The sequence below is a fragment of the Hyphomicrobium sp. genome (genome assembly GCF_035548195.1).
GTDB lineage: Bacteria > Pseudomonadota > Alphaproteobacteria > Rhizobiales > Hyphomicrobiaceae > Hyphomicrobium_B.
In genome coordinates this window covers 73,931-98,516 of record NZ_DASZTY010000022.1, presented here as the reverse complement: position 1 = coordinate 98,516, position 24,586 = coordinate 73,931, and the positions used below count along the sequence as shown (strand labels likewise).

At 58.1% G+C, this 24,586-nt stretch carries 26 protein-coding genes and 1 tRNA gene; 12 read left to right on the top strand and 15 right to left on the bottom strand.

The genetic code is table 11. The annotated features are described in order from the left end of the window. Window positions 1-59 precede the first annotated feature (59 nt). The 5 genes from dprA to ruvX all read right to left on the bottom strand — a co-directional run bounded on the left by dprA (window position 60) and on the right by ruvX (window position 4,798). Complete coding sequence (dprA, locus tag VHB22_RS07610; RefSeq protein WP_325456362.1) at window positions 60-1,256, bottom strand: DNA-processing protein DprA; 1,197 nt, start codon at window positions 1,254-1,256, stop codon at window positions 60-62. Continuing rightward, complete coding sequence (gene plsY / locus VHB22_RS07605; RefSeq protein ID WP_325456361.1) at window positions 1,240-1,845, bottom strand: glycerol-3-phosphate 1-O-acyltransferase PlsY; 606 nt, start codon at window positions 1,843-1,845, stop codon at window positions 1,240-1,242. Before plsY ends, dprA begins: the two co-directional genes overlap by 17 nt. A gap of 32 nt (window positions 1,846-1,877) precedes the next feature. Next, on the bottom strand, window positions 1,878-3,212 hold the full coding sequence (locus VHB22_RS07600) for a dihydroorotase (RefSeq protein WP_325456360.1): 1,335 nt from the start codon (window positions 3,210-3,212) through the stop codon (window positions 1,878-1,880). Continuing rightward, complete coding sequence (locus VHB22_RS07595; protein WP_325456359.1) at window positions 3,209-4,183, bottom strand: aspartate carbamoyltransferase catalytic subunit; 975 nt, start codon at window positions 4,181-4,183, stop codon at window positions 3,209-3,211. The genes VHB22_RS07600 and VHB22_RS07595 overlap by 4 nt, the downstream gene beginning before the upstream one ends. Window positions 4,184-4,300: 117 nt before the next feature. Further along, window positions 4,301-4,798, bottom strand: coding sequence for a Holliday junction resolvase RuvX (gene ruvX, locus VHB22_RS07590; RefSeq protein ID WP_325456358.1), 498 nt, complete (start codon window positions 4,796-4,798; stop codon window positions 4,301-4,303). A 204-nt stretch (window positions 4,799-5,002) separates the two neighbouring features. On the opposite strand from ruvX, the gene gatC reads away from it, so the two are divergent. From gatC to gatB, 5 genes are read left to right on the top strand one after another with little or no spacing between them, the layout of a single operon-like run. After that, window positions 5,003-5,290 carry an Asp-tRNA(Asn)/Glu-tRNA(Gln) amidotransferase subunit GatC gene (gatC, locus tag VHB22_RS07585; protein WP_325456357.1) on the top strand — a complete coding sequence of 96 codons (288 nt, stop codon included), beginning with the start codon at window positions 5,003-5,005 and terminating at the stop codon, window positions 5,288-5,290. Window positions 5,291-5,340: 50 nt separating this feature from the next. Continuing rightward, window positions 5,341-6,840 carry an Asp-tRNA(Asn)/Glu-tRNA(Gln) amidotransferase subunit GatA gene (gene gatA / locus VHB22_RS07580; RefSeq protein WP_325456356.1) on the top strand — a complete coding sequence of 500 codons (1,500 nt, stop codon included), beginning with the start codon at window positions 5,341-5,343 and terminating at the stop codon, window positions 6,838-6,840. Between the two features lie 3 nt (window positions 6,841-6,843). Then, the gene (locus tag VHB22_RS07575; protein ID WP_325456355.1) at window positions 6,844-7,203 is read left to right on the top strand and encodes a chorismate mutase; all 360 of its coding nucleotides are present in this window, start codon (window positions 6,844-6,846) and stop codon (window positions 7,201-7,203) included. Continuing rightward, on the top strand, window positions 7,193-7,495 hold the full coding sequence (locus tag VHB22_RS07570; protein WP_325456354.1) for a hypothetical protein: 303 nt from the start codon (window positions 7,193-7,195) through the stop codon (window positions 7,493-7,495). Before VHB22_RS07575 ends, VHB22_RS07570 begins: the two co-directional genes overlap by 11 nt. A 55-nt stretch (window positions 7,496-7,550) precedes the next feature. Continuing rightward, complete coding sequence (gene gatB, locus VHB22_RS07565) at window positions 7,551-9,050, top strand: Asp-tRNA(Asn)/Glu-tRNA(Gln) amidotransferase subunit GatB (protein WP_325456353.1); 1,500 nt, start codon at window positions 7,551-7,553, stop codon at window positions 9,048-9,050. Between the two features lie 8 nt (window positions 9,051-9,058). On the opposite strand, the gene VHB22_RS07560 is transcribed toward gatB, so the two are convergent. The 5 genes from VHB22_RS07560 to VHB22_RS07540 form a co-directional block, all read right to left on the bottom strand. Next, complete coding sequence (locus tag VHB22_RS07560) at window positions 9,059-9,202, bottom strand: hypothetical protein (protein WP_325456352.1); 144 nt, start codon at window positions 9,200-9,202, stop codon at window positions 9,059-9,061. 157 nt (window positions 9,203-9,359) lie between these two features. Further along, entirely contained in the window at window positions 9,360-10,733 is a 1,374-nt protein-coding gene (locus VHB22_RS07555) for a cytochrome P450 (protein WP_325456351.1), read from the bottom strand. A 113-nt stretch (window positions 10,734-10,846) separates the two neighbouring features. Next, entirely contained in the window at window positions 10,847-11,008 is a 162-nt protein-coding gene (locus VHB22_RS07550) for a hypothetical protein (RefSeq protein WP_325456350.1), read from the bottom strand. 129 nt (window positions 11,009-11,137) lie between these two features. Further along, complete coding sequence (locus VHB22_RS07545) at window positions 11,138-11,668, bottom strand: DedA family protein (protein ID WP_325456349.1); 531 nt, start codon at window positions 11,666-11,668, stop codon at window positions 11,138-11,140. A 107-nt stretch (window positions 11,669-11,775) separates the two neighbouring features. Then, entirely contained in the window at window positions 11,776-12,213 is a 438-nt protein-coding gene (locus VHB22_RS07540) for a hypothetical protein (RefSeq protein WP_325456348.1), read from the bottom strand. 182 nt (window positions 12,214-12,395) lie between these two features. Here VHB22_RS07540 and VHB22_RS07535 point away from each other — a divergent pair, with 182 nt between their 5' ends. From VHB22_RS07535 to VHB22_RS07525, 3 genes are all read left to right on the top strand, one after another. Next, on the top strand, window positions 12,396-13,364 hold the full coding sequence (locus VHB22_RS07535; protein WP_325456347.1) for a quinone oxidoreductase: 969 nt from the start codon (window positions 12,396-12,398) through the stop codon (window positions 13,362-13,364). A gap of 8 nt (window positions 13,365-13,372) precedes the next feature. Beyond that, a complete protein-coding gene (locus VHB22_RS07530) occupies window positions 13,373-14,038 on the top strand; it encodes a glutathione S-transferase family protein (protein WP_325456346.1) in 666 nt (221 codons plus the stop codon). Window positions 14,039-14,728: 690 nt separating this feature from the next. After that, window positions 14,729-15,001: a sel1 repeat family protein gene (locus VHB22_RS07525; protein WP_325456345.1), complete on the top strand. Its 273-nt coding sequence runs from the start codon at window positions 14,729-14,731 to the stop codon at window positions 14,999-15,001. A gap of 31 nt (window positions 15,002-15,032) precedes the next feature. Here VHB22_RS07525 and VHB22_RS07520 read toward each other — a convergent pair whose 3' ends face one another. After that, complete coding sequence (locus VHB22_RS07520; protein ID WP_325456344.1) at window positions 15,033-15,530, bottom strand: hypothetical protein; 498 nt, start codon at window positions 15,528-15,530, stop codon at window positions 15,033-15,035. A 244-nt stretch (window positions 15,531-15,774) separates the two neighbouring features. Here VHB22_RS07520 and VHB22_RS07515 point away from each other — a divergent pair. The 3 genes from VHB22_RS07515 (at window position 15,775) to VHB22_RS07505 (ending at window position 19,405) form a co-directional block, all read left to right on the top strand. After that, window positions 15,775-15,867 (top strand) — tRNA-Ser (locus VHB22_RS07515). A gap of 575 nt (window positions 15,868-16,442) precedes the next feature. Then, window positions 16,443-17,417 (top strand): SphA family protein, encoded by a 975-nt coding sequence (locus tag VHB22_RS07510; protein ID WP_325456343.1) that lies wholly within the window; start codon window positions 16,443-16,445, stop codon window positions 17,415-17,417. A 287-nt stretch (window positions 17,418-17,704) separates the two neighbouring features. Continuing rightward, window positions 17,705-19,405, top strand: a complete 1,701-nt coding sequence (locus VHB22_RS07505) for a carboxylesterase/lipase family protein (protein WP_325456342.1) — start codon at window positions 17,705-17,707, stop codon at window positions 19,403-19,405. 173 nt (window positions 19,406-19,578) lie between these two features. Here the strand turns inward: VHB22_RS07505 and VHB22_RS07500 are convergent, their stop codons facing one another. Then, window positions 19,579-19,857, bottom strand: a complete 279-nt coding sequence (locus VHB22_RS07500) for a hypothetical protein (protein ID WP_325456341.1) — start codon at window positions 19,855-19,857, stop codon at window positions 19,579-19,581. 397 nt (window positions 19,858-20,254) lie between these two features. Continuing rightward, on the bottom strand, window positions 20,255-20,842 hold the full coding sequence (locus VHB22_RS07495; RefSeq protein ID WP_325456340.1) for an HdeD family acid-resistance protein: 588 nt from the start codon (window positions 20,840-20,842) through the stop codon (window positions 20,255-20,257). A 433-nt stretch (window positions 20,843-21,275) separates the two neighbouring features. Here VHB22_RS07495 and VHB22_RS07490 point away from each other — a divergent pair, with 433 nt between their 5' ends. Next, window positions 21,276-21,695, top strand: a complete 420-nt coding sequence (locus VHB22_RS07490) for a response regulator (RefSeq protein ID WP_325456339.1) — start codon at window positions 21,276-21,278, stop codon at window positions 21,693-21,695. Window positions 21,696-21,716: 21 nt separating this feature from the next. Here the strand turns inward: VHB22_RS07490 and VHB22_RS07485 are convergent, their stop codons facing one another. Together VHB22_RS07485 and VHB22_RS07480 are read right to left on the bottom strand one after the other, a co-directional pair. Next, window positions 21,717-23,249, bottom strand: coding sequence for a DHA2 family efflux MFS transporter permease subunit (locus tag VHB22_RS07485; RefSeq protein WP_325456338.1), 1,533 nt, complete (start codon window positions 23,247-23,249; stop codon window positions 21,717-21,719). Next, window positions 23,236-24,162 (bottom strand): HlyD family secretion protein, encoded by a 927-nt coding sequence (locus VHB22_RS07480; RefSeq protein ID WP_325456337.1) that lies wholly within the window; start codon window positions 24,160-24,162, stop codon window positions 23,236-23,238. The genes VHB22_RS07485 and VHB22_RS07480 overlap by 14 nt, the downstream gene beginning before the upstream one ends. Window positions 24,163-24,586: the final 424 nt, after the last annotated feature.

The window sequence follows — 24,586 nt, the reverse complement described above, 5'->3', positions numbered from 1 at the left end:
ATTGCCCAATCCCGAGCCGAAGCCATCGCGGAATCGCTTAAACGCTAAACACAAACTCTTTAGCGCTCGCCCTTCAACGCCACTAAGCCTTGCCCCTGTCGCTCGATACGCCCCGCCAAATCTAGTTCCAGCAGCGCAATTTGCACGCTTTGCACGTCGAGCCCGGTCGCCCGCGTGACGGCGTCGACATCGACCGGCGCTGGACCGAGCGCCGATAAGACAGCTTTGATGGCCTCCGCGCCGTCTCGCCCGCCGGGAATTGCCGATACCGTTGCTGTTGCGGGTGGCTTTGCGAACATTGCGGCCGGATTTTCCCTTTGAGGTTTAAGATCCTCGAAGCCAAGCATTGGGCGTAGGACTGCAACCACTTCGCTCGGCTCGGTAACGAGGGTTGCTCCCTGCTTGATCAGACGGTTTGTGCCCTCGGCCCGCGGATCGAGCGGATGACCGGGAAGCGCGAAGACTTCCCGCCCGAGGTCGTTCGCATACCTCGCGGTCACGAGCGTACCGGACCGCATGGCCGCCTCGACGATGACGACGCCATGAACGAGCCCCGCGATAATACGATTGCGCCGCGGAAAATCACGGTCGCGCGGTTGAAGGCCCGGAGGACGTTCGGTCACCAGGCACCCCTCGCGGCCAATCGCTTCTTGAAGCGCCGCGTGCTCGGGCGGATAGACCCAATCGATCCCGCCTGCGAGGACTGCAATGGTCCCCCGCGATAACGATGCGTCATGTGCAGCGCGGTCGATGCCACGCGCCAAGCCAGACACGATGACGAGCCCGGATTCCGCCAACTCGTTCGCAAAGCGCCGCGTGAGCTGAATGCCTGCAGCCGAGCATTGTCGCGATCCTACGATTGCGACGGCAGCCCGCCTCAAAAGATCGCGGCGACCTTTTACGTAGACTACCGGAGGCGGTGCATCGATGCGTGCAAGCAGGAGCGGATAATCTGGCTCGACCGTGAATAACGGCACGGCACCGGCACGCGTTGCCGTTTCGAGCTCCCGCTCGGCATCGGCTTTCGGGCAGAGATGAATTGGTCGCCCCGCACCCCCGCGCCGCGAAAGCTCCGGTATTGCGTCGAGGGCATGCTGAGCGCCGCCGAAGTGATTGATTAGCTCGCGAAATGTGACGGGACCGACGTTTTCAGAGCGAATGAGTCGAAGGCAAGCCAACCGTTCAGCGTCGGAAAGCTCCGCTGTCGGCAGCGGGGCCGGTTTGAGGAAGTCGTATTGTTCAGGCCTTCGTTGCACCGATCTTCGGTTCCTCGCCGGCCAGAAGCCTACGTATGTTTGCTCGATGCTTGATGAGAATGACGGCGCTCATGACGGCAGTGACGAGAGCGAATTCGCGATAGCCCAACGCCCACGCGGCTACCGGTGAGGCGAGTGTAGCAGCAATCGCTGCAAGGGATGAGATGCGCGTCGCTCCGGCGACCGCGAGCCAGACCACGACGAAGATTGCGCCGACTTTCCACGCTATGGCAAGCAGCACGCCGAAAAACGTAGCAACGCCCTTTCCCCCCTTGAACCCGAGCCAAATCGGAAAAACATGACCGAGGAAGGCTCCAAAACCAGCAACGAGCGCTGCCGTCTCGCCGAACCAACGCCATGCAATCAGCGCCGAGGCGGCACCCTTTAATGCATCGAACAGCAGCGTTGCCGCAGCCAGGCTCTTACGTCCGGTTCGGAGTACGTTCGTCGCACCGATATTTCCCGAGCCGATCTGCCGGACATCGCCGAGTCCCGCGAGGCGCGTCAGAATGAGGCCAGAGGGGATCGAACCCAACAAATAGCCGAGGCCGAGTGCAATCAGCAGCGCAGGGAAAGACGATGGGTCCATGACGGAGGAAATCCGATGATGGCAGCGGCGAGTTACGTGCGTTCGACGCCAGCGTATTCGTAGACCGTTTCGCCAGCAACCATTGTTCGGAGTACGCGCCCCTGCATTTTCGCTTCGTCAAAGGGCGTATTCTTCGAGCGTGAGCGCAGCAGATCTTTATTGACCACCCAAGGTTCGCCGGGATCGAACAAGACGAGATCGGCGATCGCGCCCTTCGCAAGCCGCCCACTATGAAGTCCAAGCAAGCGGGCCGGATTGATGGTCAGCGCCTTCAGCATGGCTTTGAGCGTCACATCACCAGAGTGCACGAGACGCAGCGCCGCCGAAAGCAGGGTCTCAAGTCCCACCGCGCCGTCCGCGGCTTCCGCAAAAGGCCGCCGTTTGGTGTCGGCGTCCTGCGGATCGTGGCTCGACACGATCAGATCGATATCGCCATTTGCAAGGCCCTGCACCATCGCGACGCGATCTTCCTCGCGGCGGAGCGGCGGACGCACCTTCAAGAACGTACGGTAGGGACCAATGTCGTTTTCGTTCAACGTCAGATGATTGATTGAAACGCCGCACGTAACGGGAAGCTTCTTCGCCTTCGCACCTCGGACAACGTCAAGGCTTTCCTGACAGCTGATCGTGGCCGCGTGATAACGCCCGCCTGTCATCTCGACGAGGCGCACGTCGCGTTCAAGGATAATCGTTTCCGCAATCTTCGACGTCGCGGGAAGACCGAGGCGCGTCGCGACCTCACCGGAATTCATTGCCCCGCTGCCGGAGAGGTAAGGGTCTTCGGTATGATGGACGACGAGAGCGTTGAAGTCCTTTGCGTAGTTCAGGACGTTGCGCATCACGCGCGTGTTGACGATGCTCGATTTGCCATTCGAAAAGGCAATGGCACCCGTGCGCTTCAATAGGCCGATTTCGGTCATTTCCTCGCCTTTGAGGCCCTTCGTCATCGCTGCCATCGTATGGACGTGCACGAGGGCGTTGTCGCGGGCGCGGCGCTGAATGAAATCAACGAGCGACACTTGATCGATCACGGGATTGGTCTCGGGCATAACGACGATCGTCGTTACGCCTCCAGCGGCGGCGGCATGGCTTGCAGTCTTCAGCGTTTCGCGATGTTCATATCCGGGTTCGCCGGTAAACACCTGCGCGTCGATGAGGCCCGGTGCGAGCACGTGCCCTTTGCAATCGATGACTTTCGTCCCTTCCGGCGCATTGCGGCGGAGATGGCCGCCGAGATCCGCAATCAGCCCGTCCTTGACAAGCAAGCCGCCGGGCTCGTCGCGATTGGAAGCCGGATCGATCAGGCGGGCATTGATGAAAACCGTCGCTTTGCCAACGCTCTTCGGCTTTTCGATAGACTTGCTCATGGGGCGACGTCCTCGAAACTCGGCAGGTGCGCCGAGAGAGCCTCAAGAACGGCCATGCGAACGGCAACCCCCATTTCAACTTGTTCTCGGATGACGCTGCGCGAGTGGTCGGCAACGGTGGACGCGATTTCGACGCCGCGATTCATCGGTCCCGGATGCATGATTAGGGCATCGGGCTTGGCGCGCGCGAGCTTCTCTTGATCGAGGCCGAAAAAGTGGAAAAATTCACGGATAGAGGGGACATAGGAGGCATCCATGCGTTCGCGCTGGAGGCGCAGCATCATAACGATGTCGACGTCCTCGATGCCCTTCCACATATCGGTAAAGACTTGGCATCCGAGCCGCTCAGGCGACGACGGCAATAGTGTCGATGGCGCGATGAGCCGGACGTTTGCCCCAAGCGCGTTCAAAACATTGATATCGGAACGTGCGACGCGCGAATGCAGAATATCGCCGCAGATCGCAACGGTCAGCCCGGCAACGCGACCTTTCGCGCGGCGGATCGTGAGCGCGTCGAGAAGGGCTTGCGTCGGATGCTGATGCGCGCCGTCGCCGGCGTTGATAACCGAGCAATCGACCTTCTGGGATAATAGCTCAACCGCGCCCGCCGCATGATGCCGGACGACGATGATGTCCGGCCGCATGGCATTGAGTGTGACCGCGGTATCGATCAGCGTTTCCCCCTTCGTCACCGAAGAAGTCGCGACGTTCATGTTCATCACGTCGGCGCCGAGCCGCTTACCCGCCATCTCGAACGACGCTTGAGTTCGGGTGGAGGATTCGAAGAAGAGATTGATAAGCGTGCGCCCGGCGAGCACATCGCGCTTTTTGCCGTTTCGGCGATTGTGATCTGCGTTTTTATCAGCGAGATCGAGAAGAAAATTGATTTCATTTGCCGACAGGCCCTCGCAGGTCAGCAAATGGCGGCGCGGAAAAACTTTCAGCGCGGTCGAGTTCGATTTCGAGGTCATTAAAGCGGTTTCTATAGGCGGAGTCCGGCGCACCCGCAAGCATGCTTCGCGGGACACGTCCGAAATCGCTTAACGGGTGGCGGGATGATCCCTTGGTCCATGATCAGGCTGGCTTTTTCACTGCGGACTGCGGAACCGGTCAAGAGCGCTCTGCAAAATGATCGTGGCTGCAAGCTTATCGATCACCTCACCGCGGCGCTTCCGCGTCTGGTCGGCGCCGATAAGCATCCGTTCGGCCTCCGCAGTCGTTAGGCGCTCGTCCCAGAGCAAGACCGGTAGCTGGGCGAGCTTATTGAGATTGCGAGCCAAAGCCCGGGTCGCCTGTGCCCGGGGGCCTTCGGTTCCGTCAAGGTTGCGTGGGAGACCCAACACGAGGCCGACAACGCCGTGTTCGTTGACCAGCGATAACAGGCGGGCGGCATCGGCTGTGAACTTTGTCCGTTTAATCGTTTCCAGTGGCGATGCGATCGTCCGCGTGACATCGGAAAGGGCGAGCCCGAGCGTCTTGGTGCCAGCGTCGATTCCAATAAGGCGGCCCGTTTGGATCGCAGCCAGGAATGACTGCGGATCTTCCATCGTGCGGCCGGGCGGCTCTGGGGCGGCGGGCTGGCTCATAAAATCGGCATCTCTTGTGGTTTTCAGTCGGTCGCGATCGAGTATCAGCATCGCGCCTGGTTTGACACCGCAAAAGCGCTCGAAAGCAGCCGCTTAGCCGGACCCGCGGCATCTCCGTTTACCGTTTCCCCGCCGGTTGCATCCGGACCGCCTGCCCGGGTAAGAGAGCAGCAGAACCTCTCCGAACTTTCGAAGGGATTACCAATGGAGGTCGACGAAGCGACCGTTCGCCGTATCGCGCGTCTTGCTAGGATTAGGATCAGCGATGACGAGGCGAAGGGACTCGAAAAGGAACTGTCGGGTATTCTCGACTGGGTCAAGCAACTCGACGAGGTCGACACCTCATCGGTTGAACCGATGACGCGCGTCGTCGCCCAGAAGTTGAAGATGCGCGACGATGTCGTGACCGATGGAGAAATCGCGGACAAGGTAACGGCCAATGCGCCGTTGGCCGAAGACCATTATTTCGTCGTGCCGAAGGTCGTGGAGTAGGCCCGATATGCTTTTGAGCGCCGCAAAGAATTGAAGGGGACTGTTCACCCGTGACGGACCTAACCAAGTTGACGATGGCCGAAGCGCGCGATGGGCTGAAAAAGAAATCTTTTTCGGCGCTGGAGCTGACGGACGCTTTTCTCGGGGCAATCGAAACCGCAAATCCGGCGCTCAATGCCTACGTGTTGCAAACGCCAGAGCACGCGCGGGCTCAGGCAAAGGAAAGCGACAAGCGTCTCGCAGCGGGAAACGCGCGCCCGCTCGAAGGTCTTCCGATTGGCAACAAGGATCTTTTCTGCACGAACGGAATTCGCACGACCGCGTGCTCGAAAATCCTCGACGATTTCAAGCCACCCTATGAATCGACGGTTGGGCAGAATCTCTGGGATGCCGGAGCGGTCATGCTCGGCAAGCTCAACAACGACGAATTTGCGATGGGCTCATCCAATGAGACCAGCGCCTTCGGTAACGTCGTGAACCCATGGCGCCGCAAATCGGCGGACGGACAATATACAAACGACAAGCTCGTTCCAGGCGGCTCTTCCGGCGGATCGTCCGCGGCGGTTGCGGCGGACTTGTGCCTCGCGGCGACGGCAACCGACACAGGCGGCTCGATCCGGCAGCCCGCGGCGCTGACGGGAACCGTAGGAGTGAAGCCAACCTACGGACGTTGCTCACGCTGGGGCATCGTGGCCTTCGCTTCGTCTCTCGATCAGGCCGGGCCGATCGCCAAGACGGTCCGCGATGCGGCAATGATGCTGAAGACGATGGCGAGCTACGATCTGAAGGACACAACGTCCGTCGATGCCCCTGTGCCGGACTATGAGGCTGCGATCGGCAAAAGCATAAACGGGCTCCGGGTCGGCGTACCGAAGGAATATCGCGTTGACGGCATGTCGGCCGAAATCCAGAAACTCTGGGATGACGGTATCGCGTGGTTGAAATCTGCGGGCGCGACGATTCACGAAATCTCGCTGCCGCATACGAAGTACGCATTGCCCGCTTATTACATCGTCGCGCCAGCGGAATGCTCGTCGAACCTCGCGCGCTATGACGGCATGCGCTATGGCCTTCGCGTCAACGGCGACAACCTGATCGATACATATGAAAAGACACGCGCCGCAGGGTTCGGAAAGGAGGTCCGCCGCCGTATCCTGATCGGCACCTACGTTTTGTCGGCAGGCTATTATGACGCCTATTACCTTAAGGCTCAGAAGGTGCGCACCCTGATCAAGCGCGACTTCGACGAAGCGTGGAATAAAGTTGATGTCGTCCTGACGCCGACAACGCCGTCACCCGCTTTCGCTTTTGGAGAAAAAACGGGCGACCCGCTCGCGATGTATCTTGAAGATATCTTCACGGTAACGGTGAATATGGCTGGGCTTCCCGGAATGTCCGTGCCCGCCGGGCTTTCGTCGCAAGGAACGCCGCTTGGTCTGCAGCTTATCGGCAAGCCGTTCGATGAGGAGACGCTTTTCCGCGCGGCGCAAGTGATCGAAGATGCGGCGGGCCGGTTCTCCGTACCCGCGAAGTGGTGGATGAAGGGCTAGAAAATGGATCCGAAACGGCCCTGGGAATGTGCCGACATGACCCAAGTGCGGTCCGAAATCGACCGCATCGACGCAACGCTGGTCGATCTGATCGCCGAGCGCTTCGGATACGTGGATCGCGCGTGGCAGCTGAAGATGTCGACCGAAGAAGGCGCCGTCGTTCAGTGGCGCATCCAGCAGGTCATCGATCGCGTCAAAGCGCGCGCGGCAGATAAGGGCATGCCGCCTGAAATGGTCGAGTTGGTCGGGGCGCAATGGCGCAACATGATCGGCTGGTTCATTCAGTTCGAGGAAGAGAAAATTCGCCAGGCTCAGGATGCCGCGAAAGTCAAAGCTCAAGCCGGAGGCGAAAGTGGGTCCTGATCTTGAGCAGACGGTTCCGCTAATCGAGGTTCTTCTTTATGGGATTCTCAATCCGGCGACGATCGTCGTGGCATTCATGGTCGGCCAGCGTGCCGACGACAAGAGCAAGCTGATGATCGCGGCATTCGCCGGCGCGATCGCGGGTTGTGCTTTGCTCTACGTGGCGACTTTTTTAAGGCTTTGGGATGCACCGGAACTCGGACGTTCCATTGCGGGTGTCTTCATCGTTTCGCTGGTTGCCGGCTTCATCTACGCCGGCGTTGGCTACCTGATGAAGCGCAAGACCGACTAGATATTATGTCCTGCGGCACCCTGCCGACGCCGGACCGCGCGACTGGAGACGACGCATGAGCTCGCAGAAAGTCAAAGAAAAATCCAAACCCACAAATCTCCTCGCAGGAGCAACGGGAGACTGGGAAGTCATCGTCGGCATGGAGGTGCACGCTCAGGTCGCGTCCAACGCAAAGCTATTTTCCGGCGCATCAACGGCGTTCGGCGCCGAGCCCAACAGCCATGTTTCACTTGTCGATGCGGCGATGCCGGGGATGCTGCCGGTCATCAATAAAGAGTGCGTTGCTCAGGCTATCCGAACGGGCCTAGGTCTCAAGGCGCAGATCAATCTGAAAAGCGTCTTCGACCGCAAGAACTACTTTTACCCGGACCTGCCGCAGGGCTACCAGATCTCGCAGTACAAGCAACCGGTTGTCGGTGAAGGCGAGGTTGAGATCGACGTCGATGGGGAGACGATGAAGATCGGCATTGAGCGTCTTCATCTGGAACAGGATGCGGGCAAGTCACTACACGATCAGCATCCCGATTATTCCTATGTCGATCTGAATCGCTCGGGCGTTGCGCTAATGGAGATCGTCTCGAAGCCCGACCTCAGATCGTCGAAGCAGGCACAGGCCTACGTTACGAAGCTCCGCAGCATTCTCCGTTATCTCGGCACCTGCGACGGTGACATGGAGAAGGGCAACCTGCGCGCCGACGTCAACGTTTCGGTCCGGAAGCCCGGCGATAAGCTCGGCACGCGTTGCGAGATCAAGAACGTCAACTCCATTCGCTTCATCGGACAGGCGATCGAGTACGAAGCGCGGCGTCAGATCGATATCATCGAAGATGGCGGAACCATCGACCAGGAAACGCGCCTGTTCGATTCTGCTAAGGGCGAAACGCGCTCGATGCGCTCCAAGGAAGAAGCGCATGACTATCGCTATTTCCCCGATCCCGACTTGCTGCCGCTCGAACTGACGCAAGACTACGTCGACAGCCTAAAATCGAATTTGCCCGAGCTTCCCGACGAAAAGCGGTCGCGTTTCATGAAGACGTTCGGTCTGTCCGCTTATGACGCCGACGTGCTTGTCGCTGAAAAAGCCCTTGCTGATTTTTTTGAAAGAGCATGCTTATCGTCCCGAGACCACGGTGTCAGCGCTACATCGTTGATTGCAAGTTGGGTAATCAATGCAGTCTTAGGTCGGCTGAATAAAGACGGAATAACTATAGATCAGTCGCCTATTTCACCAAAACAACTCGGCGATATTGCTGGGCTGATTGGCACTGGCGAAATCTCGGGGAAAATCGCCAAGGACCTATTCGAGATCGTCTGGACGGAAGGCGGCGATCCGGCGGACATCGTCGAGAAGCGCGGCATGAAGCAGGTGACGGACACCGGCGCTATCGAGAAAGCCGTCGACGAAATTATCGCGGCCAATCCGGAAAAGGTCGAGCAGGCAAAAGCCAAGCCATCGATGCTCGGTTGGTTCGTCGGTCAAGTGATGAAGGCAACGGGCGGTAAGGCCAACCCTGCAGCCGTCAACGAGATCCTGAAAACCAAGCTCGGTATCTAGTACGCGTGTCAGGCGGCAACGCGAGCCGCACGGCGTTTCCGGCGCTCGCGCAAACCGACCGCAACCACATGCAGAATGCCGATGCAGGCGAGAGCGATGAATCCGCCCGGCGCGACGGCAGCAATTCCATAGAATATTTTTGTCGTTGTCATTGGCCTCTCCTTGGAGGCAGAAGTTATGATGCGACAAAACATACCACCGGGATATTGCGATCCCGCTGACGCCGATCTTTCAAATGCGAAATGAATTTTCGTCGATTGGTAAGGCGCGTTTAATGAAACGCTAACGTTGGGTCTCGTCGCCGTCCGTCTACAACGGCTTGACGATCAACGGCATTCCGCCCTTCGGCCTGAGCGTGACGCGGCTGACAGGCTCAGGCTCGTGGCGCCCGTCCCACCCAAATCGGACACTCTGCAATAAAGTGGCAAGAATTGCCGTTGCCTCAATCATCGCAAAGGACGAGCCGATACATACGCGCGGCCCGTAACCGAACGGCATGAACTGCGTACGCGGAATTTTGGCTTCGTTTTCCGGTAGAAATCGATCCGGTTCGAAGCGGTCGGGGTCAGGCCAAAGACGCCGATGGCGATGCAGCACGAAGATTGGGATGACGATCAGAGACGACTTCGGCAACCGCGTGCCAGCGAGGTCGAACTCGTCCACTGAATGCCGGGTCATGACCGGAGCTGGTGGGTAAAGCCGCATCGATTCTTTTAAAACACGCGTTGTTAAAGGCAGGCGTTCGAGCGTTCCCGCCGCGACGTGCTGAACTTTGACCGCACTCCGTACTTCATCGCGCAGGCGGTCCTGCCAATCGGGAGCGCGCGCCAAAAGATAGAGCGACCACGTCAGCGCCTTGGCCGTCGTTTCGTGGCCAGCGAAAAGAAAGGTTGCGAGATTGTCGATGGTCTCGCCGTCCGTCATCGGCTGACCAGTGTCGGGATGGCGGGAGGCGATCATGCGAGCGACGAGATCGCTACCGCCGGGCGCGGTCCGGCGTTGATCGAGCAAGCGCTGGACGATTCCGCGTACCTCCATAGCGGCTGAGCGCATGCTGCCCTTGCCGGGATGCCACCGTGCTTCAGGCCAACGCAGCATCGCGGCCGCGACTTCCCACGAAATGCGATCGAGATAGGTTCGCGTTGAGCGCTTTACGGCTTTTGCTTCGCTCTCGTCGATGCCAGCCAGGATCGTGCGTGCAATGACGGAGAAAGTAACGTCCGTCATTGCCTCCTCGATGTCGGTGCTGAATGCCGCTCCGCGTGACGTCCAATCTGCGACCAACTCCTCCGTCGCATTCACCATCGTCGGCACATGGCTCAGAAGCTCAGCGTATCGAAACATCGGGCTGGCAAGCTTGCGCTGCCAGCGCCAGCTCTCGCCCTCGGCCGTCAGAATTCCGTCGCCGAGGATGGGTGTAAGGACACGCCGGTCGAGCGCAGTCTTGGGGAATTGCGCAGCGTCTTTGAGAAGAATGCGCTCGATCAGCTCGGGGTCGGTCACCCACGTCACAAGAGGGCGCTTCTTTCCGTAGCTGACGACCGGCTCGGTATAGACGGATAAAGGTATGGCGCGCAGCGGATTGCGTACAAACCGCGAAAAAAAACGCCACGGCGATTGGGCCTGGTCAGGAGGCTTTACCGTCGGAGGATAAAAAGCGTCGGAAGTCAGTGTGTCGTTCACGGCAAATTGTGTGGCGTCATCCAATCGCGATCGGGCCCGGCACCATTTTCAGACGGCGGGCCTGATCCTTTGTCGGGACGCTCCGGCGTTCCGCAGAGCCGAAAGGTAGAACCTTAGGCCGTGGCTTTTGCAGCCCGAGTTTTTCCGGCAGCCTTTTTCAGCTGCTTCCGGATGCCGGCAGTGTTGCCCTGATTACGCGATTGCGGCGGACGCGCGATCTTGCGCCCTGCCTTCTTCTTCTGTTTCTGAATGTTTTTCAGCGAAGTCTTGGACATGGATGTGCCTCGGAAATCCGTTTTGCGAAAGCGCCACTTCGGCGCGAAATCGAACCGTTCCTCTAAGGGATCGCCATTGCGTGCGCAAGCGTCGCCTTCGGATGGCCGATTGGGTTGATCGGATCGGCTTCAGCCGAGCAGATAGTTCAGGCCGAAATAGGTCGGTGCGATGATGCCTGCGGCCCAGATGAAGGCCGACAAGACGTTGGCGATTTGGAATTGCCAATGAGGGACCGCGTACATTCCGGCGATGACCGGAATCACGGCGCGAACCGGTCCAAAGAAGTGTCCGAGAAATACGCCGATGGCTCCCCATTTTTTAAAGAAGGCTTGGCCGCGATCAAGCATCTCGGGATTGCGGTTGAACGGCCAGATTTCGCGGATGCCGTCTTTGTAGTAGAGCCCGATCCAATAGGAAACCGCATAACCAAGCGAGCCGCCGATACCGGCCCAGATGATGGCGGGTCCGAGAATACTCATCTCGACACCGCTTTTCGCAAGCAGTGCAGATATGCCGACGAGGATGGCCGTCCCGGGCCACAGGATCGAAAGAAAACAAAAGCTTTCAAGGAACGCGACAACGAATGCGACCGGGCCTGTCCAACCCTCGTTGGCGCGCACGAACCCGACGATGGCTTCGACAAAGTCATGCACGCTCATGATCAGGCTTTCGAGTTGGGGCGGGCGCAAAAGCGCAGTTCAATCGTTTATGGTGCGCCCGAGCCAGATAGGAAATAGAAATAATTCGTTCAAGCACTCCGGCTGCACTATCGGCATCGCCTTGCAAGTTCACCCGCAAGCTCCCGCGACACCTCGCGCGCCAGCATCGCGCCACGCGCGACTTGCGCAGTCGTAAGTCCGGCATGGGCACCGGCACTCAGCGTTGCCGGACCGCGGTCGGCTTCCTCCTTGCCGTGGGCGAGTTCATCGCAAGAGAGATTTTTGCGCATTTTGCTGTAGGCCATTAGGCGCACGCCGGATGCATATTCGTGTGGACCAGGCGGCTGTCGCATCCAGGCCCGCGATTTGTCGGCCATATAGGAATCGTAGACCATTTTGCGCTGGCTGATGCAGACGTTACTGTCATCCACGCATTTAAGTCCCCGCTGCTGGCCGAACGCCGGATCGGCCGTTCCGCCGCACCCCGTCATCGCGATACAGGAAACGAGTGCGGCGAGGATGATAAGTGCGTTACGCTCGGCCAACGCATATCCGAATATTATCAAAGCGAATCTCGATCTTCTGTATCGGATGCGGGTAGGAAGAGAGCGTGGCAGCCTCGTGGCGGAAGCCCGGCTGGGCGGCGAATTGCCTGTTGGTGACTAGTAGGATTCGTCCCAAAGCTGCACCGAATTCAAAGTTTCACGTCAAAGCGGAGCCCTGAGATATGGCGTATGCAGTGCGAATTCATGCTTATGGCGGACCGGAGGCTCTCACGTATGAGGACGTCGAGATCGGCCAACCCGCAGCCGGCGAGGTGCTTCTGCGCCAGCACGCCATCGGCATCAATTTCATCGATATTTATCAGCGCTCGGGCCTCTACAAGCTGGACAGCCTGCCGGCCGTCCTCGGATCCGAGGGCGCCGGTGAAGTGATTGCGGTCGGCTCCGGCGTCGATACCTTCAAAGTCGGGGACCGCGCAGCCTATGCAACAGCAATTGGCGCATACGCAGAGGTCCGGCGCGTTCCGGCGGCGCAACTCGTCAAGTTGCCCGAGGGCATCTCCTATGAGACCGCCGCGGCGATGATGCTGCAAGGTATGACAGCGCGATATCTCTTGTGTGAGACATACAAGGTCGGGCCAGGAACGAAACTGCTGTTCCACGCTGCAGCGGGCGGCGTTGGTTTGATCGCTTGCCAATGGGCGCGTGCGCTAGGTGCGACGATCATCGGTACGGTTAGTTCCGACGAGAAAGCCGAGATTGCAAAGGCGCATGGCTGTACGCACCCAATCAACACGATGCGCGAAGACTTTGTGGCTCGGGTGAAGGAGCTGACGAATGGTCAGGGCTGCGACGTTGCATATGATTCCATCGGCAAGGATACGTTTCCGAAATCCCTCGACTGCCTGAAGCCGAAGGGCCTGTGGGTGTCTTTCGGCAACGCCTCGGGGCCGGTTCCTCCTTTCGAGCTAACGGCCCTGAAAGGCTCACTTTTTGCCACGCGCCCGTCGCTTTTCGCATATACCGCGAAGCGCGAGGACCTCGAAGCGAACGCAGCGGATCTCTTTGGCATGGTGTCGTCGGGTAAAATAAAGATTTCGATCAATCACCGCTATCCTTTGCGTGCTGCTGCCGACGCTCATCGCGATCTCGCGGCGCGGCGGACAACGGGTTCGATCATACTCGTTCCATAAGGATGGACATGCAGGACGACGAACAGGAAGAGACGATCACGCTCTACTTTTGGTCGACCCCGAACGGATACAAGATCCCAATCATGCTGGAGGAGATCGGCGCTCGCTACCGGGTCGAGTTTGTCGACATCGGCAAGGGCGAGCAGTTCGCGCTTGCCTTCTCAGCGATTTCTCCGAACAATCGTATCCCGGCCATTCTCGATCCTGATGGCCCCGACGGTCAGCCTTTGTCGATCTTCGAGTCCGGCGCTATTCTTCGATACCTTGGACGAAAATACGGGGCCCTCTATCCGACGAACGAACGCACCAAGGCTGAGGTCGATCAATGGCTGTTCTGGCAGGTCGGTGGGCTTGGTCCGATGGCTGGTCAATGCAACCATTTCCGCAACTATGCCAAGGAAAGAATTCCATACGCCATTGACCGCTATACGAAAGAAGTCGAGCGTCTTTTCGGCGCTATGGAGAAGCGACTGACAAATCGCGACTACCTTGCGGGCGACTATTCGATTGCAGACATCGCCAGCTTCCCCTGGGTACGAAATTGGCAATCCCTCGGCCAGGATTTGGAGAAATTTCCGAATCTCAACCGTTGGTTGGAGGTCATCGGTAAACGCCCCGCCGTAATTCGCGGACTGGAGTTGAAGAAGCCAAAGGTCTCGCCTCTGCAATCCTAACGCCGCTTAGGGTCGCTCCAAGCTGTCAGGATCGACGGTACGTCCGGTAACGCGCTGGAAAGCCATCGCGCCCAGCACTTTGTTAGATCGAACGTAACGTGTTGCTTCTGACGGCGTGTGCGCTGACTCCGCGTCCGCGGCATCATTGCCATCCGACGTCAAGTCCGTGAGTCCGATGTAAGAAGGCCGGGTGCTATCTTGAGCGCAGCCGGCAAGCGCCAGAAAACTCGCGAGCACGAGCGAGCGTCGAAGCAGTCTCTGTGGCATCAATTCCCTCATCCAGGATGAATTGAAATCCTGGACCCACCGCGCCCCCGCGGCGATCCTCATCCACCACCGCCAACATGGTTACCAATCATAGACTGAACGCTGGCTGAACGCCCCGGCGGCCATTCGCGACGAGGCAACCTCTGACGTCAATTCAAAACATGGTTAGCCAAAGATGGCAACCGCGCTTAAGACCCCGTAACCGCGCGGCGCGTTTTGGGGATAAATGTGCCGTTTTCCGACAGATCCGCGGCATTCGGAAACGAAGTTTCCGTAAGTCTTACAACAATTTTGCGCGGCTTTTTACGAGATTTCATTTCCGCGCTGTAATTCTTCCAGCGTGCCGCAAGAGGAGCGCCGGGCGAAGGGTTCGGCATCCTAAGTCGTTAATGTGATGCGGCGGTTTGTTTGGAGGATATTAGAATGTCGCGTATGGACATGTCCTCGCGTGAGATTGTCGAGTATGCGGCTCAAGGCGGTCAGCACGACGCGTTGTTTGAGCTTGGACTCAGCTATTGCACAGGACGGGACGGAACGATCGACTTAGTAGAAGCGCATAAGTGGTTCAATATTGCGGCGATGCGCGGCAATGACGAAGCCAAGCGTTATCGGCTCGAGTTGGCACGAGATATGACGCGAGCGGAAATCACTCAGGCGCAACGGCTCGCACGGGAATGGCTATCTTCGGTCCATTGAGCCGGTTCAGCGGACTGGACGCGAGCTGCCGTCAACATTTCGAAAAGAATGACGACAGACATTTCCAGGACGTCTTCGCTGCACTGCCGACTGCGGATCCTGCCTTCTCGAGTGCCGTGCCCGCTGACTTCGCCGCTGTAGCAGCCGTTTTCTGCGTCTGAGCGAGACTGTCGCCAGTCGATTTCGCGCTCTTCTCAACCATCTCCTGAACCGTCTTCGGAGGCACGTCACTTGCTGTGTCTTGCGGCGGCTCCTCGACTTCGGTACCCGGTGGAGGAAGAGCGGGCTGCTGTGTCGCCTCTTGCTCCTGCGAGCCGCCGAGAGCGCCATCGACCGTTGCCGGAATTGTAAACTCTCTGCGTTCGCCCTGACAGGGCGCGGTCGTATTGCGGTCTATGGCGCAACTGGCATGGGGACCGGCTTTTGCGAGCGCCGTAATGCAATAGAGCTTGGTTACGGTATCCGGTGGCCCGGACCGGTTCACAACGCAATCATAGCTTGCATCCGGTCCGGTGCATTTGACGCACAAGTCCGCCGCCCCCGCTGATGTGGAGGACAGGATTAGTAACACGGCACTGGCGCTGGATCTCACCCCAAAGGTCACGGCGGCTCCCCATTCCGCTGATGCCCGCTTGATGTCAGGAGACTAGGACGACTTTGCGGCCACGAATAGGCCCGAGTAGCCAATCCAAAAAGCATCTGGAACAATGAGCCGCGCTTGCTTGCATTGCAGCGAGCCCCCCTCTATAGGGGTTCGACCCATCGGGTATGGGGGAGACGTGGCCGAGTGGCTGAAGGCAACGGTTTGCTAAATCGTCATACGCTTTAAAGGCGTATCGAGGGTTCGAATCCCTCCGTCTCCGCCAAGGCTTGTTGATTATCCAACAATTTTCGGCGCCATCGGCGTTAACCCGCAATCGATCAAGCGCGATGGGTCCGCCGGCATAGGTACCGCGGCCGACGAGCAACGCGCTTCGGAACAGTCCGGACGCCAGCCGCGGAAAGCGCGAGAATGCCAATCGCACGCGCGGCGAAGCCGACGTCGGAGCATTGGGCTTCAAAAATCGTCTCTCTTTCTTTTCTCAAAAAAACGCGGTGGAGAGAGTGAAGAGTCGAAGTGTGTCTTTGACCTCTGAATTTGCGTCCGAGAGCGCAACCGGCACGCCGGGTACCAGCCGCGAAGCTTCATGCATCTCGGACAATGCAAAATGTATCGAGGAGGGCCGACGCGGAAGCCGGCCCTCTCGCTTCTCGAAACGAACATCTTGGACGATAGAAATAAAATCCGGCGTTGCTGACGTCTGCTTGTAAGAACCTATCCCCTTATACCGCTGCAGTTGAATATTGTTTCGGAACGAATGAGCCCTTCTTGTAACAGAGGGGGAGGCGGAATTTCATTAGGCTGACGAATCCGAATTCAACCGGTTGCGAGACTTCATAGATGGGCGGTCTGAAGGCAGTTCTCATTGCTGCGACCTTCCTTTGCGTCTATCCGACGGCGTCTCTTGCGGTGGAAGGGGCATCGCTGGCGGGTCCGATTGGCGGCACTGACATTGGATCTGGCCTGCCTGCCCAACCGGGGATCTATATCGGAACGGTGCAGCTCTATGCGCGCACGATGGATTTCCTCAATGGAAGCGGCAAGGTGAACCTGGAACTTAAGGACGCCCAACTTGCCAAAGTCATCGGCGGCCCATTTTTTGATTTTGTTCCACAAACAAAGATCTTCGGCGGAAGTCTTTCGTTTTCAGGTGTCGTTCCGGTGTTGGATGCATGGGGGCATCTTTACACGGGTACTTCGAACGACCGCGACGTTGGGGTTGGCGATCCCTATGTCGAAATTTCTTGGGCGCGCTACTTCGGAACACCTCACCCTTCGCACTATGCCGGCGCCAGCCCTATTCTCGAAGGGCTTTCCGTTTTGCTTGGCTTCGGTATCGTTGTGCCCGCTGGCCAATATAGCTCATCCACTGCACTGAGCCGCATGCTGAGCCCTGGTACAAATATCTGGGACTTCGCTCCCACGGCGGCCATTACCTACACGACGAAACCAATCCTTTTTGAAGGAACAGAATTCAGCGCGAAGCTCTATTGGAACAATTATCTCGATAATCCCAGTACGAACTATTCGACGGGCGACATGCTGGACGTCGACTTCGCGATCACCGAACATATCGGGCGCTTTCAGGCCGGCGTGACGGGGTTCTATGCTTGGCAAATCGAAGATGACGAAATGCGCGGCGTTGTCATTCTCCCAGACGGAGCGAAAGCAAAGATATTCGAACTCGGCGGCGTCGTCGCATATGATATGCCGGAGAACGCCTCGTCAGTTAAACTAAAGGCCATCGCCTCGCCTTTCGCGAGAAACTTGCCAACCCCGTGGCATGTGGTGTTGGGGTGGATCAAGAAATTTTAGCTGAACCAGCTGACGCACTGATCGGTTCGGCGCGCAAATGACATCACTGAAACTGCAGACCTATTCAGTGGAAGCGAACTGCCGCCGCGCGCCGCGCAGGGCGGGAAAAGTTTCGGCCGTCCCAAGGGAACGCCGGCCGTCGCCGACTCTTTCGTGTCGCCGGGAAATTGCGGAGATAGGTCCGTGTGCGCGGAAAGCTGACATCGTTCGCTCCTGCCGTAGCGGCTGAAGCCAAAGTTAGCAAAGCCTAGGAGGCAAAAAAAAACTACCATATTGGGAGTGGCGTCATGGAAAGTGTTGGCGGTTCGCGCGCGCGGCGAAGGTCGTTGCGCCGAAATCTTCTTGTCTTTTCGAGTATGTTGGCCGGGTTGGCCTCCATCCCGGCACTGGCTGCCGCGGGTAACGATGGTCCCGTCGTTAATACCATTGAGGGCCGCGTTCGCGGCTTCACCAGCAACGGTGTGAATCAATTTCTCGGCATTCCTTATGCAGCACCGCCGGTCGGAAAGCTCCGCTGGCAGCCGCCGCAGCCGGTCAAGAAATGGAAAGGCAAGCTCGACGCCACGCACTATGGCGATTCGTGCGAGGTGACCGAACTCCAGTCGTTTGGTGGACCCGCGAGCATGAGCGAGGACTGCCTCTATATCAACGTCTTCACCACGAAGACCGGCCGCCACGGCAAGGGCTTGCCTGTCATCGTCTGGATCTACGGCGGCGGTAACGTCGAGGGTGAGTCGAACGACTACGACGGGAGTAAGCTCGCGACAGGTGGTCCCCTCGGCAAACCGACCGTGGTCGTCACCTTCAACTATCGCTTGGGTCTGTTCGGCTTTTTGTCGGAACAGCACTTGAACGCGGAAGGTCACCTCTGGGGAAACTACGGCATCCTCGATCAGCAGGCAGCGCTGCGCTGGGTTCAACGCAATATCGCACAGTTCGGCGGCGATCCGACCAGAGTTACCCTCGGCGGTCAATCGGCTGGCGCAGTGGACACTGGCGCAAACGTGCTTTCGCCGCTGGCCACGGGGCTGTTCAACCGCGCGATTTACCAAAGCTCGCTTCCGGCATTCACCAGCCTGACAACTGCTGCGAGTGCGTTGGCCAAGGGCAATGCGTTTGCTGCCGCGGTCGGATGTTCGAATGCAAAGTGCCTGCGTGGTTTATCCGCCGCACGCATCTTACAAATCCAGGGAACGGCCAAAGGTAACGCGGTCGATCCTACCATCAATACAACATACACAACCGGTCCGTTTGTGGACGGAACCATTATCCCGCACCAGCCTGAGACGGCATTCACGACCGGACAATATAATCGGATGCCGACCATGGCAGGCACAGTTGCGGACGAAGCAAACTTCGGCGCAGCGATAGCGGAGTATTTCTCCGGTCCGCCTCAAGTGGCGACGACTCCGGAGCAATACGCAGCCAAAAACAGCGCGGCCGTGCAGGCGCAGTATCCGCTTTCGGCTTATGACAATAATCCGCAAGTCGCACAGGATAGGGTTGGCACCGATCCGACAAAGTGTCAGACGCTGCACGCCTTAAATCTTTGGGCGTCGAAAATTCCAACCTACGCTTATGACTTCACCTATACCAAGGCGCCGTTCAACTTCCCGCAGATGCCGAACGCGTACTCATCGACAGGCCATTTCGAGGCGCTCGCGTATCACACAGCGGATATTCAGTTCCTGTTCCCCAATTTTTCGGGCGGAATTCTCGGTGTGAATCTCGATCAGGACACGGGTCAACCGCGCGAACTCCAGGGCAAGGAAGTCAAACTTTCGGACAAGCTCGTAGCAGCGTGGACGAACTTTGCCGCGACCGGAGATCCGAACGGGCCTAATGTTCCTAAATGGAAGCGGTTCAAGGCAAATACGGGAACATTCCTCCAGCAGGATATTCCGATCTCGGTCGAAACCGTGGCGCAATACAGAAGCAATTACAAATGCGACTTCTGGGATGCGAGCCTGACGTATCCCACGGATTGAAACGTGCTTTCACCGGCTGCGGGCGTCCGTCCGCAGCCGCATCGATAAAGAGCCGCGGCGATCTGTTAACTGCTAGAGGACGGAGTGGCGGATCTTTGTCCGCCGCTCCGCGAAAGTTTCGAATGAATACCGGTGGCGAGCTGGCCCCGACGCGTAGCGACGGGGCAACGACATCAGGTGCCGCTCGAAATTGTTTTGCCGTCCGTTTCGAACTTAGCGTCGCCCTTCGCCCATTCGACGCCCTGCCAAGGTCCGCTTAGACCGCATCCGTCGTTGCAATCGAATGTCACCGACTTGCCTGCTGCGAGGTCTTTCGTCTGCAGCGGCGAGCCGACGTGCGATATGCCGAGCTTCATGTCCGTTTTGCCTGTGTTGGTAACCGTCACTGCGGCTGCAGGGACGGTGAAAAGAGCGGTTGCCGAAATCGCGAGTGCAAGCGTGCGATAGTTCATTGTGAACCTCCTTTGGGAAAAGCCGGAACGTCTTTTTACCAGCATGTTGCAACTGGTATCCCCCTCTTTGCGGTGTCAAGAACGTAGGCAATCGCGACATCACTTCGGGCAAAACTCCTGCGCGCATTCGTGAACGGATGCCCGACGCGGCAGCGACATTTATGTGCTGATCAAGTGAAACCGCGGAGTGTGCACGCCGGGAGATCCTGCCCGCAGGCAGCCTCGGCATTGCTGCGCAGTTTCTGAAGCTTGCAAAGCGCCGGAAGGGGAACGGCTGATTTCCTGCGTCCGATCCGCCGGGAGGGACAGGGGCAGAACGCAGCTGGGGAAAAATAACAGCCGGCACATAGTGCAGCGCAGCCAGTCGCCGCGCTGCACTATATGTATTTCTCGTTCGTCAGATCTTGATTTCTGCGTGCTTTTTCAAGCGCAGTCCGAATGCCACGAGCAAGCCGCCGTAAATCAGCGCAAAAATCCCGATGGTGAAGGCGAGACCAAGTGCCCCCGCGCCCGGAAACATCAAAATCAAAATTCCGAAAAGCACGGAAACCACGCCGCTTGCGATCAGGAGCCACTCGTCATCGATCTCCTTGCGCAATCGGATAGCGCCGACAATTTCAAACACGCCTGCCGCGATTGCCCATCCGGCGATGAAGAACAGGAGTACGAGGCCGGTAATGCCCGGCCACGCCAATGTCACGGCACCGGCGAGTATTCCGAGCACACCCACAAGAGCTAGCCACCATCGTGGGGCCGGCGTATCGCCCATGATCGCTGCGCCGATGGACAGTCCGCCATCGAAGAGCGCGAAGACACCATAGAGAATGACCAGTGTGAACAGCGACAGGCCGGGCCAGATAACGGTAAGCAGGCCGAAGATGATGGCGCAAATACCGCGCAATACAATGAGCCACCAATTGCGCGCTAAACCGTCGAGCATGGGACGCATGAGAACTGTGCCGGGGGGATAGCTTTGTGCTGGCATGTCGGCCTCTCGGGAGCTGGAGACGGGATGTTGAATGCACCGGCACGCTTCGTCCAAACACGGCATCGGCACGCCAAGGCAGACCGTAACGCTATGGCACGGGCCTTTTCCGTGCATCAAATTTCTGCACCGACGCGCGGGCGAGCAAACCGAAACGGAGTTCATCATGTGCCGGCGAGTGTGACTTAGTAAAAGAAGTGAAGGCTGCTACAACTAAGAAAGAAACGGTTTGTCGCTGAATTTTCAAGGTTTTTGCCAACTGCATCAAGGTTGCCGCCCCGATGACGAAGTGAAATTGGGTGGTACGAAAAATTTCACCAGATTTCGAACATTTCAGAATCCGCACGCAGCAAAGGGAACAACCGCGGAGACTGAGCATTTAACGGTACAGCCGCAGGGAATAAAAGAAGCGCAAAGTGGGTCGAGGGAGTGAATGGCCACGGTTATGCCCGCAGAGAAGGGGGAATCCCCCGGCAAGTATCGCGTACTGGTGGTTGAAGATGAGATACTAATACGGCTGTCGCTGGCGGATGAACTCCGACGGGCGGGATTTTTCGTGGTCGAAGCTTCTAATGCCGATGAGGCTCTTTCCGTTCTGAAAGCTACCTACGATTTTGATCTTCTTCTGACCGATGTACGGATGCCAGGTAAAATTGACGGTCTCGCATTGGCGAGATGGGTTCGTCGGAATGTGCCCGACACGAAGGTTGCGCTGGCTTCGGCCAATGTCGATGCCGCGGCTGACGGAGAGTTCGACGCAGTATTTTCCAAGCCTGTGTGGATACCGGACGTCGTTGCCAGGCTACGGCAGTTGCTTCCTGCTGCGAAACAGACGGGTCCAGAGGGAGCATGACTGTGATATCTTGGGCGCCGATTAGAAGGGTGCCGCCGTCCCGCTGCCGCCGCCAGGCTGGGGCCTTAAAAGCAGCACCAGCGGGATGAGTACGAGAAAGCTGAGGGTTACAAAGCCGAATGCTTCGATGAACCCGATCATGGTCGCCTGGCGCGACAGTTCGAAACCCAGCATTTGCATGGCGTGTGGGTCCGAAATATCAAGCCCAGTATGATCGAGCCACGATGCCATCGCCGGATTATAGGGATTGATCCCGGCGCCTAAGCTTTGCCAGTTCGCATGGCTCGCGCGTGTCAAAACGGTAGCGGCAATCGCGATGCCGATCGATCCTCCGATCGTGCGCGCGAGGTTGAAAATACCCGCCGCTTGGTCCGACGCTTCTTTCGGCAGCGTTTGGTACGCAAGCGTCGACAACGGGACGAAGATCATGCCCATGCCAAGACCCTGCACCACACCCGGAGCGATGATCCAGAACTTGTCAACGTCGAGATTATACCACGTCGTGGCGTAGGTCCCTGCGGCCGCAAGCGACAGGCCAATGAGCACAAGCCACCGCGGCTCAAAGCGTTCGATGGTCGTGGCGACGAAGACCATGCCGAACGCGACAGCGATCCCTCGCGGCGCCATCACAAGTCCGGCGGTGCTTGCGGGATATCCGAGCAGGTGTTCGAGGAACAAGGGTTGCAGCGCGATCGTGCTGAGCATCCCAACTCCGAAAGCCATGATCATGAACGTTGCGGTGGCAAGGTTATGATCTTTCAGCAGATCGAGCCGGAGAATGGCATCGGGACGCTTGAAGCTGCGAATGGCAAAAGCGGTCAGACAGGCCGCTGAAATGATGATCAGGGCGACGATGAAATTAGATTCGAGCCAGCCGTCGCCGTTACCTCGATCAAGCAGCATTTGCAGGCAGCCAACGCCGGTTGCAAGCAATAATGCGCCGACCCAATCGGCAGAGGCCGCCGATGTCGGCGTCTGCTTCAGGTACGCAATGATCAGCGCCAGATTGATGATTCCAATCGGCACGTTGATGTAGAAAACCCATTGCCAGCCGAGGTGGTCCGTGATGAAGCCCCCGACGGTCGGCCCCATGATCGGACCGAGCAGGATGCCGATGCCCCAGATGGCCATCGCCTTACCGCGATTTTTCGCTTCGAAGGTGTCCACCATGATGGCCTGCGAAAGCGGAACGACGCTCGCGCCGAATGCGCCTTGCAAAAGCCGAAACAGGACCATCTCGGCGAGAGACGTCGCCTGTCCGCAAAGCATCGATGCAACCACGAATCCCGCCACGCTGAACAGAATGACGCGTTTTCGTCCGAACCGCTCGGCAAAGAATCCACTCGTCGGAATGATTACCGCCTCAGCAACGATGTAGGACGTCAAAACCCAGGTGATCTGATCGGGCGTGGCGCCAAGTGCGCCCATCATGTGAGGCAAGGCGACGTTAACGACGGTCATATCGAGAATGACCATCATGACCGCGAGCAGCACAGCAATCGCGGTCAGCACTTTGCTGGCGGTGGTTATCGGCTCAGCGTCACTGAGCGCCACTGTTAGAATCCCTGCTCGTCGTATCCACGGTAACGGTAGCTGATGCTCCGATGCGCATCTCGGGATCGTCCGGCTTCAAAGTGAGCGAAACACGAACCGGAAAGCGTTGCGTCGTCTTTACCCAGCTGCCGGTCGAATTCTCGGAAGGCAGCAGCGAAAAGGCGGCGCCGCTCGCCGGGCTGACAGATTCGACTTTTCCGGTGAATTCATGCGACGGAAAGATATCGACCGTGATCGTTGCTTTCTGTCCAGGTTCGATACGCGAGAGATCCGTTTCCTTGAAATTGGCATCGACCCACCACTTTGAGGTATCGACCAACGGAAAGAGAGGCATCCCGGCCTTGGCGATGGACCCTGGACGTACGCGCACTTTGCCGATGATGCCATCAACAGGGGCTTTTATCGTCGCGTGATCGAGCTCCATACGCGCCTGATCAACACCTGCTTGAGCTTGATCCACGTTCGCTTTCGCAGCAGGAGATTGGGCGGCCGCACCTGTTGCCTGTTGCTTTGCAAGCGTCAGTCGCGCCTCCGCTGCCTTTAGTGCGGCTTCGAATGGAGCCGGATCGAGCTTCGCAAGAACGTCGCCAGACTTGACGTGTGCGAACTCCTGGACATCGACTTCAGTAACGAGGCCCGAACTCAGAGGCGCAATTTGCACGATGTTGGCTTGGACGTAGGCATTGTCCGTGGAGGGATAGAGCGTGGCATAGTTCCAGTACACGTAGCCAGCAATGACGAGCGCAAGTAGCGCCACGAGGCCAGCTATCGTAGGCCAATTCCCAAGGAGGCCGGCTTTCGGCTGCACAGGAGGGGAAATATTTGCACCGTCGGCACTGACGGACTTTCGTTGTTCCTGTTGCACCTTGGGAATCTTCTGTCCTTGCGGCCTCTTTGAAGATGCATCCTGCATGCGGCCCTCTATCGGCTCGTGCTTCGCAACTCTCCCCGCCAGTTAAAGTTGCTTGTTGTTCTATGGTCGCGGGGGGAAGCGCGCCTCATGTCGTCATCCAATATGACGTCGCGGCTATTTACCGTGCAAGCGCGGGAATAGCTGGGATCGTTTCGTCGCACGAGAGCATTAAGCACATTAGAGCAAAAAATGCCTGAGCTTATGCGAAAGCGATGTAAAAGGATGAATAAATTGAAGCGTTTCGCGGCTTCGCGGGCACAGAATTCGAGCCGTCGAAGAGCGGCGCTCGCCTCCGAACCGTCGGCCTCAAGGGGCGACCGAACTGTCGGCGCGCTGGCGCGCTGGCTAATCCAAGCACCTCTCACCCATGCAACACGTAAGTTGTTAGCCGGCGCGTGGAACCAACACGACCCCATGAGCGTCA